Raw genomic sequence first — 12,639 nt, 5'->3', positions numbered from 1 at the left:
GTCTGCCCGGCCCGCTCAGCCGAGGCCGGGCAGCGGCCGCCGGACGACCTCGCGGGCGTCGTCCGGCGCCACGCCCAGCATGCGCAGCACCATCTCGACCAGGTTCGCCGCGGCCTCGTCGCCGTCCAGGTCGGGGCGGGCGAAGCGCAGTTCCACCAACGCCAGCAGGCTCCCGCCCAGCGCGGACAGGGCGATGGTGGGATCGACGGGGGTGAAGCGGCCGGAGGCGATGCCGACCTGCAGGTCGCGCAGCGCGCGGGGGGCCAGACCCTGGTCGGAGTGCAGGTAGCCGAGCCCGCGGTGGCGCAGGATCTGCATCAGCTCGGGGTGCGACTCGGCCATCCGCGCGCTGAGCCGGAAACCGGCCGCGACGAGTTCGGCGGGATCGTCGATGTCCCGCAGCCGCTCGTCGAAGGTGCGGCCGAACTCCTCCAGCGCATCGACCACCGCCGCGTCGAACAGCTCCGTCTTCGACTCGAAGTGGTTGTAGAAGGACCCGAAGCCGACGTCCGCGCGTTCCGCGATCGCCTGGATGCTCGCGCTGGTGTCGCCCGTCTCGGCGAGGATCTGCCGGGCCGCACGGACCAGCGCCTGCCGGGTCTCGGCGCGGCGTCGTTCGAACCGGTTGCTGGGCGGGGCTGAGGTCGGCATGCGGCGAGTCTAGCCGCGACCGTCAGGGCGATCACAGTTCTGATGAATCCATCATTTCCTCTCGCCGAGCTCTTGACGAGTAGAGCATCAAACTTGATGATTTCCTCATTACGGCAATGTTGCTTGGAGGACACCATGTCCCGGACGGCCCATCAGGACCTCCACAGCGAGCAGGGCGCCCTGCGCGGCGAACACCCCGGCCGCTCCCGGAATCCCGTGATCAAGGCGGCGGACCTGGCCTGGCTGGAGTTCGAGAAGCCCGACCTGGACCGGGCCGAGGTCTTCGCCCGCGACTTCGGCTTCCAGATCGCCGCCCGCACCGAGCGCGAGCTGTGGCTGCGCGGCACCTTCGCCGGTTCGCCCTGCATGGTGATCCGGCGCGGGCGCACCTCCCGCTTCATCGGCCCCGCCTTCCGCGCCGCCGAGCGGGCCGACCTGGACCGGCTCGCCCGGGCGACGGGGACGGACGTACGGGACGCGGACGTCCCCGGCGGCGGCAAGGCCGTGCACCTCCTCGACCCCTCCGGCTTCCCGGTCCGGGTCGTCCATCCGGCCGGGCAGCTGCCCGAACTGCCCGGACAGCAGCCGCTGCTCCTCAACTTCGGCACGGACCACCGCCGAGTCAACGCCACCCAGCGACCGCCCCGGGAGCCGTCCCGGATCCAGCGCCTGGGCCATGTGGTCCTGGAGACCAGGGTGTTCGCCCGCGCCCTGGACTGGTACCTGGACACCCTCGGCATGATCGTGTCCGACTTCCTGTTCCTCGACGGACAGCGCGGCCGCGGCCCGACGATGGCGTTCATCCGCTGCGACCAGGGCAGCCTGGCGGTCGACCACCACACCCTGGCCATGCACCTGGGCCCCGGCAACGGCTATGTCCACTCCGCCTACCAGGTCACCGACCTCGACTCGATCGCCGCCGGCGGCGAGTACCTGGGCGAGCGCGGATACAAGCGCAGTTGGGGCATCGGGCGGCACAGCCTGGGCAGCCAGCTCTTCGACTACTGGCGCGACCCCGACCGCTTCATGCTGGAGCACTTCGCCGACGGCGACCGCTTCTCCTGCGACGTCGAGCCCGGCTGGGCCCCCATGTCGACCAGCGGGCTGGCCCAGTGGGGCCCGCCGGCCACCCGCGACTTCCTCGGCGCCAGCCCCTCCCCGCAACGGGTCCGCGACGTCGTGCAGGCCCTGCGCGGCGACAACGAAATGGACCCGGCGCGCCTGCTGGGCCTGCTGAAGGCCGCGAACTCCTGACACTCTTCACGAAGGCACTGACATGAGCATCAACGTCCTGCGCACCGCCGAGGGCTGGTGGGCCGTCCGCGGCGACCGCGCCGTCCCGGTCGACACCAAGGCCGCCACCACCGCCGAACTGCTCGCCGACCGCGCCGCCGTGCGCGAGGCCGCCGCTTCCGAAGCGGTGGGCACACCCGTCGCCGACCTGGTGGCTCTCTCCCCGGTCACCACCCCCTGCCGGGTGGTCGCCCAGATGGTCAACTACCGCAGCCACGCCCGCGATTCGGGCTTCACCGGCGACATCCCGCCCGCCTTCTTCCGCAAGGCGTCCGGCTCGGTGAGCGGCCCGGACGGGAGCATCGTCCGTCCGCCGCACGTGAAGTTCCTCGACTACGAGGTCGAACTCGGCCTCGTCATGGGTGCACCTCTGCCCGTGGGCACCGTGGTCGAGGAGCGCGACCTGCCCTCGTACGTCGCCGGGCTCGTCATCACCAACGACGTCAGCGCCCGCGACGTACAGCTGACCAAGACCCAGTTCTACGAGAGCAAGTCGTACCCCACCTTCACGCCCACCGGGCCCCACCTGGCCCTGCTGGAGCCGGACGACTTCGCTCATCTCCTCGACCTGCGGCTGAAGTTGTCCGTCAACGGCGGCCTGCGCCAGGACCGCACCCTCGCCGACATGATCGTCCGCCCGGCGCGGGCGCTGACCCTGCTGGCCCGCTTCCAGGCGCTCGACCCCGGCGACCTGCTGCTGACCGGCACCCCCGGCGGCACCGCCCTCAAGGCCCCACCGAAGGCCGTCGAGAAGATCGGCGCGCTGCTGCCGCCCGCCGTGAAGTGGAAGGCGTTCTTCAAGAGCCAGGCCCGCAACCCGCACTACCTGCACCAGGGCGACCTGGTGACCGCCACCATCGCCACCCCGGACGGGCGCATCGACCTCGGCGAGCAGCGCACACCCGTCACCGACGCGAACTGAGAGCCCAGGTGAGCCGCACATGACCGAGGACCAGAGCGAACCACGCGACACCGCGCCCGCGCCGGCGCAGCACCTACCCGTCGTGATCGTCGGAGCCGGACCCGTCGGCGTGACCGCCGCCCTCCTGCTCGCCCGGCGCGGCGTCCGCAGCGTCGTCCTGGAACGCCACCGGGACGTCTACCCCCTCCCGCGCGCCGTCGCCACGGACGACGAGGTGCGCAGGATCCTCCAGGCCGCCGGAATCCACGAGGAGTTCGCCGAGATCGCCCGCCCAGCGCGCGGGCTGCGGCTGCTGGACGCCCGGCACCGGGTGATCGCCGAATTCCGGCGCTCCCCGCACGGCCACCACGGCTTCCCGCAGACCAGCATGTTCGACCAGCCCGAGCTGGAGCGGCTGCTGCGGACCGCACTGGCCCGGCACCCGGAGTGCGAACTGTGGAGCGGCGCCGAGGTCGTGGGCGTGGACCAGGAGGGCGCCGACGGCCCGGTCTGCGTGACCATCCGCCACGACGGCGGCGAGCGCCGGCTGTCGGCCGACTTCGTGCTCGGCTGCGACGGCGCCGGCAGCCTCACCCGCGAGGCCGTCGGCGCCGTATGGGAGGACCTGCGCTTCGAGGAGCACTGGAGCGTCATCGACGTACGCACCAGGCTCCCGGTCCGCTGCTGGGAGGGCGTCGACCAGGTCTGCGACCCGCACCGGCCGGCCACCTTCATGCGCATCGGCGAGGACCGCTACCGCTGGGAGTTCCGGCTGCGGGACACGGAGCAGCCGGACCACGAGCTGCTCCGCGAACTGCTCGCCCCCTGGGTGGACATCTCCCAGAGCGACGACTTCCACGTGATCCGCCAGGCCCAGTACACCTTCCGGGCCCGCATCGCCGACCGCTGGCGCCGGGGCCGCATCTTCCTGCTCGGCGACGCCGCGCACCTGACCCCGCCGTTCGTGGGGCAGGGACTGTGCACCGGCCTGCGGGACGCCCACAACCTCACGTGGAAACTCGCCCGCGTCCTCCAACAAGGCGCGGACGAACGGCTGTTGGACACCTATGAGCGCGAACGCAAGCCGCACGCCCGCCAGGTGATCCGCCTCGCGGTCGCGGCCGGCTGGGCCATGACCGGCGGCCAGGACGGCGCGGCCGCGCTGCGCCGGGCGGCCGTCGGCGCGGCCTGCCGCATCCCCGGCGTGACGGGCCTGGCCAACCGCAACCTCAGCCACCCCCTGTCCACGGGCCCGTTGATCCGGCGCAGCCGTCTCGGCGGCACCCATTGCCCACAGCCCCGGGTGAGTGCCGACGGCGGACGGACACGCCTCGACGACATCCTCGGCGACTCCTTCGCCCTCCTGACCGCGGTGCCCCTCACACCCTCACTGCAAGCCGTCGCCGACGGGCTCGGCGCACGCATCGTCCAGGTGACGGAGACCGGCGACGACGGCACCCTCGCCGCCTGGCTCCGCTCCGGCCGCGCGGACGCCGCACTGCTGCGCCCCGACCGTGTCGTCCTGGATGTCGTCCCGGCGGGCGGGGGCGATTTCACGGGCACCGCCGCCTGGGCGCCGCTGCTGTGCACCACGCGCCGCCCCCTCGAACAGCCCCTGTCCGCCCCCCTCCTGAGGAGCACCACGCGATGACCGCGCCGTACGCACAACCCTTCTGGACCCCGGACCCGGAGACCGCCGCCGCCAGCCGCATCGCGGACTTCACCCGCTGGGCCGCCCGTCACCGGGGAGTCGACGCCGGCCCCGACTACGCCTCCCTGCACCGCTGGTCGGTCACCGACCTGGAAGGGTTCTGGGGCGCGGTCTGGGAGTACTTCGGCATCGACGCGGACACCCCGTACGAGAGTGTGCTGGCCGAGGAGAAAATGCCCGGCGCCCGCTGGTTCCCCGGCGCCACCCTCAACTACACGCACCACGCCCTGCGCAACCTGCCGTCCGACCAGCCGGCGATCATCGCACTCGACGAGACCGGGTCCGGGCACGAGGTCACCGGCGACGCCCTGCGCGCCCAAGTCGCCTCCGTGGCCGCCACCCTGCGCGACCTGGGCGTCGGGACGGGAGACCGTGTCGTCGGCCATCTGCCCAACACCCCCCATGCAGTCGTCGCCTTCCTCGCCGCCGCGAGTCTCGGTGCCGTCTGGTCGGTGTGCGGCCAGGACTACGCGCCCAAGGCTGCCGCCGACCGTTTCGCCCAGCTCGAGCCCACGGTCCTGATCGCGGCCGACGGCTACCGCTTCAACGGCACCACGCACGACCGCCGTGAGGCCGTCCTCGAACTCGCCCGAGCGCTGCCCACGTTGAAGGCCACGCTGCTGGTGGACCACCTGGGCCTGCCGCGGCTGGACGACCCCCACCCCGCGCTGGTCGTCCCGTGGGAGGACGCGGCCACCCGCACCGAGCAACTCACCTGCACACCCGTGCCGTTCGACCACCCGCTGTGGGTCGTCTTCTCCTCCGGCACCACCGGCCTGCCCAAAGGCATCGTCCACGGCCACGGCGGCGTCCTGCTGGAGCACCTGAAAACCCTGGGCCTGCACTCCGACCTCGGCCCCGGCGACCGCCTCCTCTGGTACACCACCACCCACTGGATGATGTGGAACCTGGTCGTCTCCACCCTCCTCACCGGCGCCACGACCTGCACCTACGACGGCAGCCCGGCACCCCTGGAGCGCCCCGGCCTGCTCTGGGAGCTGGCCTCCCGCCACCGCGTCACCCTCTTCGGCACCAGCCCCCAATACCTGCTGGGCATGGCCAAGTTCGGCATCGACCCGTCCGTGGACGACCTGTCGGCGATCCGCGCCGTCGGCTGCACCGGCTCCGCACTGCCCGCCTCCGCCTACCCCTGGGTCCGCGACCACGTCGGCGCCGGCATACAGCTCGCGTCCATCAGCGGCGGCACCGACGTCGTGTCGGGCTTCGCGGGCTCGGCGCCCAACACCCCCGTCTGGGCAGGGGAGTTGTCCGCACCGCACCTGGGCGTGGCGCTGGCGGCCCACGACGCCGAAGGCCGCCCGGTCGTGGACCGGGTCGGCGAACTGGTCGTCACCCGCCCCATGCCGTCGATGCCGCTGTCCTTCTGGAACGACCCCGACGGCAGCCGCTACCACGACGCCTATTTCTCGGCGTATCCCGGCGTATGGCGGCACGGCGACTGGATCACGGTCACGGGACACGGCTCGGTGATGGTCCACGGCCGCTCCGACTCCACCCTCAACCGCAATGGCGTACGGCTGGGCAGCGCCGACATCCACGACGTCGTCGAACGGCTGCCGGAGATCGCGGAGGCCCTGGTCATCGGCGCGGAGGAGCCGGACGGCGGCTACTGGATGCCGTTGTTCGTGGTCCTCGCGGCCGGGGCAGTCCTGGACGACGCCCTGCGGGAGAAGATCCGCGACGCGATCCGCACCGGCGCGTCCCCGCGGCACGTACCCGACGAGATCCTCCAGGTCCCGGCCGTCCCGCACACCCGCACCGGCAAGAAACTGGAAGTGCCCGTCAAGCGGCTGCTCCAGGGCGCGCCCGTCGAACAGGTCGTCAACCGCGCCGCGGTGGACGCCCCGGACCTCCTCGACCATTACGCTCGCCTGGGCGCCGAACGCAGAATGCGACACCGCTAGCCGGCACAGGCTGTGATTTAAGTTTCAAACGCATGCGCGGTAGGATGCGACCATGTCCACGACGCCACGCTGGCTCAACGCCGATGAACGACGGGCCTGGCTGGCCTACGTCGACTTCTCCACCCTGCTCGCCGACTATCTGAACCGGCAGCTGCGGCGCGACGCCGGCATGACGCACGCCGACTACAGCCTGCTCGCCCACCTCTCCTCCGCGCCCGACGGCGCCCTCGGCATGTCCGAACTGGCTCAGCGGCTCAAGATCACCCGCAGTCGGCTCACCCATGCGGTGAACCGGCTGCGGGAGATCGGCCTCGTGGACCGGCGGGAGGACCCCGCCGACGGCCGCGGCCAGCTCGCCGTCCTCACCGACGAGGGCAAGGCCCTGCTGGAACGGGCCGCCCCGGGCCACGTGGAAGCCGTACGCCGTGCGGTGTTCGACGCCCTCACCCCGGAACAGGTGCGCCAGTTCGGGGAGATCGGCGAAGCCATCAGCGAAGCCCTGCACCGTGCCGAGAGCGCGGAGACCGACCCGGCGGTGCTGCCGTGGCGGCGCCGGTAGGAACCGAACACAGCCGTCGAGCCCGAGGATCTTGATGGCATAGGTTGGCGCAATGAGGCAGGGGGAACAGCCCGCGGCGCTGACCACGTCGCCGGGCGAACGGGCAAGGGGGCGGCATGCCGCCCGGCGGACGAAAGCGGCGGCGGGAGGGCCGGTCCGGTCGTCCGTGCTGATGGCGGTGGCGACCGTCGTGTCACGTGCCACGGGGCTGATACGGCAGGTCCTGCAGGCCGCGGCATTGGGCGCGGGCCTGCTGGCCACCACCTACAACACGGCGAACACGGTGCCGACCAGCCTGTACACGCTGCTGGTCGGCGGAGCGCTGAACGCCGTACTGGTGCCCCAGCTCGTACGGGCGCGCGCGACCCAACCGGACGGCGGCCGGGCCTACGAGCAGCGCCTGGTGACCCTCGTGGTGTGCGTGCTCGGCGTGGGCACGGCACTCGCGGTGTGGGCCACGCCGCAGATCGTCGCCGTGTACACCCCGGACACCCCGGACAGGCACCAGGCCTTTCAACTCACAGTGACATTCGGCCGGTTCCTGCTGCCCCAGATCTTCTTCTACGGCCTGTTCGGCATCTACGGCCAAGTACTCAACGCCCGCGAGAAGTTCGGCGCGATGATGTGGACCCCGGTCCTCAACAACGTCGTCCTGATCGGCATGTTCGGCGCCTACCTGGGCCTGATGACCGTCCCGCACAGGGTCGAGGACATCACCGCCGCCCAGGTGCGACTCCTGGGCATCGGCACCACCGCCGGCATCGCCCTGCAGGCCCTGGCCCTGATCCCGTTCGCACGGGCCGCCGGATTCCGCTTCCGCCCCCGGTTCGACTGGCGCGGCACCGGCCTGGGCGCCGGCATCCACGCGGCGAAGTGGACCCTGCTGTTCGTCCTGGCCAACCAGGTCGCCCTGGCGGTGATCACCAACTACGCCAACGCCGCAGACCAGCAGCTGCCGAAGGCCGGCGTGGGCTACTCCGCATACATCTACGCGCAGACCATCTGGATGCTGCCCCAGTCGATCGTCACGGTGTCCCTGGTGACCGCGCTGCTGCCGCGGATGAGCAGGGCCGTCGCCGAGGGCCGCGTCGCCGACCTGCGCGCGGACCTTTCCCGCGCGCTGCGCGTCAGCGGCGTCGTCGTCGTGCCCGCGGCCTTCCTCTTCCTCGCGCTCGGTCCGCAGATCGCCACGCTGCTGTTCGCCCAGGGCGCGTCCGACGCCACCTCAGCGCAGCCAACGGGCCACATGCTGCAGATGTTCGGGCTCGGCCTGATCCCGTTCTCCGCGCAGTACCTGCTGCTGCGCGGCTTCTACGCCTTCGAGGACACCCGCACCCCGTTCTTCATGGCCGTCTGGATCTCCGCAGTGAACATCGCCCTGGCCACCGCCTGCCATGTGCTGCTGCCCGCCCGCTGGTCCGTGACCGGCATGGCCGGCGCCTACGCCGTCGCCTACCTCGCCGGCCTCGCGCTCACGGCTCGGCTGCTGCGCCGCAGGACCGGGGGCCGCCTGGACGACGGGGCGCTGCGCCGCACCTACCTCAAACTGCTGTTCGCGGCCGCTGTCGCCGCGGCCGCGGGCTGGGCCGCCGCACACGCCTGCGCCACCCTCCTGGGCAGCGGAACCTGGGCCACCGCGGGCGCCCTCACCGCGGGAACGCTCACACTGGCTCTGGCGTTTCTCGCCCTGGCCCGTCTCCTGAAGATCGGAGAGCTGCGCAGCCTTCCCGGACTGCGGTGACGGCCGAGCAGGTCACCGAGCCAGGATCGCGACTGATGGCCGCCGGCCGGTTTACCGACTCCGCCGCTGGCTACGCGGGCGACATGCACTACCTCGCCGATCGAGGAGCTGGGAGGTGCCATGAGCCGGAAGATTCGCGACGTGATGTCGCCAGGCGCGGCCGCCGTCGAGCCCATGACCACGGTGGCGCGCGCGGCCCGCGTGATGCGCGAGCAGGACGTCGGCGACGTGCTGGTGGCCTACGACTGCGACCTGTTCGGCGTGCTCACCGACCGTGACATCGTGGTCCGGGCCCTCGCCGCGGGCCGGGACCCCGCCGACACGACCGTCGGCTCGGTGTGCACGCCACCGCCCGTGGTGACCCTGTCACCGGACGACACGACCGACCGCGCCCTCGAGCTGATGCGCAAGTACGCCGTACGCCGCCTCCCGGTCGTCGAGCACGGCGGCTGCCCGGTCGGCGTCGTCAGCCTCGGCGACCTCGCCACCACGGAGGAACCGCTCTCCGTACTGGCGGACATCGGCAAGGCGGCCCCGAACCACTGAAGGGCTTCACGGGCCGGAAGCCGCTCGGCGTGCCGGGGCGGGATGCGTCAGCACGAGCGTGCCGTCGGGATCCAGGGTCACGTGTACGGCGTCGCTGATGCGGTTCAGGGTGGCGCGCAGCCAGCTGCGGTCCGCGTCCGGGGCGGGCTCCAGGCGCATGCGCCGCGCCTGCAGGGGCACCATGCGCAGGCCGGTCAGCCGCCCGGTGTCCGCCGCGACCGTGACGAGGTAGGCGATCCGGAGGTCGTCGCGGTACTCCTCGTAGCCGCCGATGCCCTCGTAGTCGTCGATGAAGTCGCCGCAGCCGTACAGGATCAGACGGTCGCGGTACACCTCGACCCGGCGGGGATGGTGCGAGGAGTGGCCGTGGACCACGTCGACGCCGCCGTCCACCAGGGCGCGGGCGAAGTGGACGTGCTCCCGGGGCACCCGGTACCCCCAGTTCGAGCCCCAGTGCACGGACACGACCACGACGTCGGCCCCGCGTTTCTCCTCCCGCACCCGCCCGACGACCTCGGCGGCCGTGGCCGCCGACACCTCGGGCAGGTAGGCGACCCCGGCCAGGTCGGAGGTGGCCGCCCAGCCCGGCGGAATACCGCTGGAGCGCGCCCCGAGGGCGAACACCAGCACCCGGCCCCCGTCCGCGACCGGCACCGCGGCGGGCGCGTACGCCTCCCTGGCACCGCGCCCCGCCCCCGCCGCCTGCAGACCCGCGCCGGCGAGCGCGTCCAGTGTCTCTTCCAGGCCCTCGCGGCCGAAGTCCAGCACATGATTGTTGGCGAGGACGCAGACATCCGGGCCGGCCACGGTGAGGGCGGGCAGGTTGGCCGGGTGCATGCGGTAGTGGATCAGCTTGTCGGGCGCGAAAGCGGCGCTGCGTGTCACGGACGTCTCCAGGTTCACGATCCGGACGTCCGGGGCGGCCTGTTCGAGCAGGCGGAGCGCCTCGCCCCACGGCCAGGACGGGGCGACAGGGGCGGGGATCGGACCGCTCACCGACTCCGCCAACCGGACGTAGGAGCGGGCGTCCTCGACGTACCCCTCCCGCAGTTCCGGTTCGCCCGGATGTGCCAGGATCTGATCGACGCCGCGCCCGAGCATCACATCGCCGCACAGGAACAGCGTCACCGCGCCGCCGCCCATGCCCCCACGGTAGTGGCGCTCGCGCGGACGCGGCGAGCGCGCGCTGCACCCGGCGTGAGTCCGAGCCCTTCGGGTAGGCGCATCGACGGGAAGGGAACGCACCGCCCCGCGGGAGAATCCCATGAGCGTCACCCTCGTACATCCACGCCCCAAGTTCGCTCCGGCGCACCTCACCGAGCCGCCGCCGTCCGGCTACATCCACATCGCCGCCGCGGTGGAGCCGCCCCCGGGCGGGATCGGCAGGCCCGGACACAGCCGCGGCAAGACGCACCTGCTCGATCTGCTGCGGGCCGAGGCGGAGGACCTGGCCAGCCTGGGCGAGGTGAAACGAGCGAGCGTGTACCGGGCCGTCGCCGTGGCACCGACCGTCGGCCGGCACCCGTCGGACGTCGTGCACCCGGCCCGCTACGACGTGGTCGTCCTGGTCGAGACCAGGACACCGCAGGACATCGAGCAGGTGCAGGACACCCTCGCCTATCGGCACCTGCGCCGACGGCTGGAGCACGCCGCCGGCGACGTCCACGTGATGACGGCCCGTTGCGGCAAGTGCGTCGCAGACGTGGGCCGCAGCCAGCAGGGCCTGTTCCAGTTCAGCTACTTCGTCAGTGAGGATCCCGAACTCACCGCGGAACTCTGGGAGCACCTCGCGGGCTGGTACGCCGCCGAAACCGGCCTCGACAACTCGCTGCTGCTGCAGCCCCTCGACGGCACGACCTCCGACTACTGCTTCGTGGGCCACGCCCACTGGAACCTGAGCCTGCCCGCCGTCGCCCTGCGCCAGTTCACCAAGCCGAGCTTCTACCGCTTCCTGCAGCCCACGCTGAAGGAGAACCGCACGACCGTGATGCCGGTGCTGTATCACCTCGTTCGGCTGCGGGACCGGTGACACACCTCAGGCACGGTGGTCAGGTCCCATCAAGTCGTCGAGATGCGTCGTCTCGCCGGTGTCGTACGTCCGCAGCCTGCGATGGCGGCGATGCGTCGCTCCGTTCACCGCCGTGGCCAGCGCCAGGCAGAAGATGAGCGCCAGCGCGAGGCCGGAGCTGAAGACGGCCAGCGTGTTCATGGTGGCGATCTGGTGACCGAGCACCGACACGGTGTATTCGGGGCCCCCGGACAGGTTGCCGGCGATCGCCAGGGCGGTGAAGGCGCCTGTCGCCCCGAGGAGAAGCAGTCCGATGAACAGCATCCGAGTCATCTCCTCGAAAGAAGTACTGCACCAGTGCGGGTACCCGTGACTCAGCAGGCCATACGAGACGGACGGAGGGACGGCCGGGCCGCGTGCTTCGAGCGGCGCCTGCGGGGTACGCGGCGAACCGGACCGAGGGGGCCGCTTCCGTGCGGGAAGGAGTGGCGAGCGCGATGCAGTTCCATGACCGCAGACAGGCCGGGCGGGAACTGGCCGAGCGGCTGCGGATCGAGCAGGAGAAGGGCGTCCTGCCGCACCCCGTCGTCGTGGCCCTCCCGCGCGGCGGCGTCGCCGTGGCCCAGGAGGTGGCCCGGGCGCTGGACGCCCCGCTCGACGTACTGGTCGTACGGAAGATCGGCGCCCCGTTCCAGGAGGAGTTCGGCGTCGGCGCGATCGTCGGTGACGACGACCCCCTCCTGGACGAAGCCGCCCTCGGACAACTGGGCCTGACCGAGACCATGCTCGCTCCGGTGGTGGAACGCGAACGCAATGAACTCCACCGCCGCGAACGGCTCTACCGCGAGGGCCGCCCCGCCCCCGACCTGACGGGCCGCACGGCCATCGTCGTCGACGACGGGCTCGCCACCGGATCGACTGCCCGCGCCGCGCTGCGTCACGTACGCCGGCAGGCCCCCGAACGGGTCGTGCTGGCCGTGCCGGTCGGCTCGCCCCAAGCGGCGGACCTGATGCGCACCGAGGCCGACGAGGTGCTCTGTCTGCAGCGGCCGGAGTCCTTCATGGCCGTGGGCCTCTGCTACGAGCACTTCGAGCAGCTGACGGACGAGGACGTGCTGAAGGCCCTGCACACGGCGGCCGGCTGAACCCGGCCGACACCGACGGCGCATCGACGGAAGGGCCGGGGCCGCGCCCCCGGGGGGGGGGGGGGGCCCGGGCGGGGGGGCGCGGGGGGGGGGGCGGGCGGGGGCGCCGGGGGGCGGGGGGGGGCCCCCGGGGGGGGGCGGCGGCGCCACCGCGCGCGG

The 12,639-nt window shown here is 72.2% G+C and carries 12 protein-coding genes; 9 read left to right on the top strand and 3 right to left on the bottom strand.

The window, feature by feature from the left end; all coding sequences use genetic code 11:
- Positions 1-15: 15 nt before the first annotated feature.
- Positions 16-651: a TetR/AcrR family transcriptional regulator gene (locus ACFY10_RS47255; RefSeq protein WP_390671582.1), complete on the bottom strand. Its 636-nt coding sequence runs from the start codon at positions 649-651 to the stop codon at positions 16-18.
- Between the two features lie 135 nt (positions 652-786).
- Between ACFY10_RS47255 and ACFY10_RS47250 the strand changes: the two genes are divergently transcribed.
- From ACFY10_RS47250 to ACFY10_RS47220, 7 genes are all read left to right on the top strand, one after another.
- Complete coding sequence (locus ACFY10_RS47250; protein WP_390671581.1) at positions 787-1,905, top strand: VOC family protein; 1,119 nt, start codon at positions 787-789, stop codon at positions 1,903-1,905.
- Between the two features lie 22 nt (positions 1,906-1,927).
- Positions 1,928-2,866 carry a fumarylacetoacetate hydrolase family protein gene (locus tag ACFY10_RS47245; protein ID WP_390671580.1) on the top strand — a complete coding sequence of 313 codons (939 nt, stop codon included), beginning with the start codon at positions 1,928-1,930 and terminating at the stop codon, positions 2,864-2,866.
- 19 nt (positions 2,867-2,885) lie between these two features.
- A complete protein-coding gene (locus ACFY10_RS47240; RefSeq protein ID WP_390671579.1) occupies positions 2,886-4,496 on the top strand; it encodes a bifunctional 3-(3-hydroxy-phenyl)propionate/3-hydroxycinnamic acid hydroxylase in 1,611 nt (536 codons plus the stop codon).
- Positions 4,493-6,481, top strand: a complete 1,989-nt coding sequence (locus tag ACFY10_RS47235) for an acetoacetate--CoA ligase (RefSeq protein ID WP_390671578.1) — start codon at positions 4,493-4,495, stop codon at positions 6,479-6,481. Before ACFY10_RS47240 ends, ACFY10_RS47235 begins: the two co-directional genes overlap by 4 nt.
- Positions 6,482-6,533: 52 nt before the next feature.
- Complete coding sequence (locus ACFY10_RS47230) at positions 6,534-7,040, top strand: MarR family winged helix-turn-helix transcriptional regulator (RefSeq protein WP_390671577.1); 507 nt, start codon at positions 6,534-6,536, stop codon at positions 7,038-7,040.
- Between the two features lie 52 nt (positions 7,041-7,092).
- Positions 7,093-8,781, top strand: coding sequence for a murein biosynthesis integral membrane protein MurJ (gene murJ, locus ACFY10_RS47225; protein ID WP_390671576.1), 1,689 nt, complete (start codon positions 7,093-7,095; stop codon positions 8,779-8,781).
- A 120-nt stretch (positions 8,782-8,901) separates the two neighbouring features.
- Positions 8,902-9,327: a CBS domain-containing protein gene (locus ACFY10_RS47220; RefSeq protein ID WP_390671575.1), complete on the top strand. Its 426-nt coding sequence runs from the start codon at positions 8,902-8,904 to the stop codon at positions 9,325-9,327.
- Positions 9,328-9,333: 6 nt separating this feature from the next.
- Here the strand turns inward: ACFY10_RS47220 and ACFY10_RS47215 are convergent, their stop codons facing one another.
- Entirely contained in the window at positions 9,334-10,470 is a 1,137-nt protein-coding gene (locus ACFY10_RS47215; protein WP_390671574.1) for a CapA family protein, read from the bottom strand.
- Between the two features lie 121 nt (positions 10,471-10,591).
- Between ACFY10_RS47215 and ACFY10_RS47210 the strand changes: the two genes are divergently transcribed.
- Entirely contained in the window at positions 10,592-11,356 is a 765-nt protein-coding gene (locus ACFY10_RS47210) for a hypothetical protein (protein ID WP_390671573.1), read from the top strand.
- 6 nt (positions 11,357-11,362) lie between these two features.
- On the opposite strand, the gene ACFY10_RS47205 is transcribed toward ACFY10_RS47210, so the two are convergent.
- A complete protein-coding gene (locus ACFY10_RS47205; RefSeq protein ID WP_390671572.1) occupies positions 11,363-11,659 on the bottom strand; it encodes a hypothetical protein in 297 nt (98 codons plus the stop codon).
- 173 nt (positions 11,660-11,832) lie between these two features.
- Between ACFY10_RS47205 and ACFY10_RS47200 the strand changes: the two genes are divergently transcribed.
- On the top strand, positions 11,833-12,480 hold the full coding sequence (locus ACFY10_RS47200; RefSeq protein ID WP_390671571.1) for a phosphoribosyltransferase: 648 nt from the start codon (positions 11,833-11,835) through the stop codon (positions 12,478-12,480).
- The last annotated feature ends 159 nt before the right edge of the window (positions 12,481-12,639 follow it).

This window comes from Streptomyces sp. NPDC001401 (assembly GCF_042895385.1).
In the GTDB taxonomy this organism is placed as follows: Bacteria; Actinomycetota; Actinomycetes; order Streptomycetales; family Streptomycetaceae; genus Streptomyces.
This window is presented reverse-complemented; position numbering and strand designations above follow the sequence as displayed.

Coding starts and splice junctions, on each gene's coding strand:
- ACFY10_RS47215 (WP_390671574.1), bottom strand. CDS start 10,470: ATGGGCGGCGGCGCGGTGACGCTGTTCCTGTGCGGCGATGTGATGCTC.
- ACFY10_RS47235 (WP_390671578.1), top strand. CDS start 4,493: ATGACCGCGCCGTACGCACAACCCTTCTGGACCCCGGACCCGGAGACC.
- ACFY10_RS47200 (WP_390671571.1), top strand. CDS start 11,833: ATGCAGTTCCATGACCGCAGACAGGCCGGGCGGGAACTGGCCGAGCGG.
- murJ (WP_390671576.1), top strand. CDS start 7,093: ATGAGGCAGGGGGAACAGCCCGCGGCGCTGACCACGTCGCCGGGCGAA.
- ACFY10_RS47240 (WP_390671579.1), top strand. CDS start 2,886: ATGACCGAGGACCAGAGCGAACCACGCGACACCGCGCCCGCGCCGGCG.
- ACFY10_RS47255 (WP_390671582.1), bottom strand. CDS start 651: ATGCCGACCTCAGCCCCGCCCAGCAACCGGTTCGAACGACGCCGCGCC.
- ACFY10_RS47210 (WP_390671573.1), top strand. CDS start 10,592: ATGAGCGTCACCCTCGTACATCCACGCCCCAAGTTCGCTCCGGCGCAC.
- ACFY10_RS47245 (WP_390671580.1), top strand. CDS start 1,928: ATGAGCATCAACGTCCTGCGCACCGCCGAGGGCTGGTGGGCCGTCCGC.
- ACFY10_RS47250 (WP_390671581.1), top strand. CDS start 787: ATGTCCCGGACGGCCCATCAGGACCTCCACAGCGAGCAGGGCGCCCTG.
- ACFY10_RS47230 (WP_390671577.1), top strand. CDS start 6,534: ATGTCCACGACGCCACGCTGGCTCAACGCCGATGAACGACGGGCCTGG.
- ACFY10_RS47220 (WP_390671575.1), top strand. CDS start 8,902: ATGAGCCGGAAGATTCGCGACGTGATGTCGCCAGGCGCGGCCGCCGTC.
- ACFY10_RS47205 (WP_390671572.1), bottom strand. CDS start 11,659: ATGCTGTTCATCGGACTGCTTCTCCTCGGGGCGACAGGCGCCTTCACC.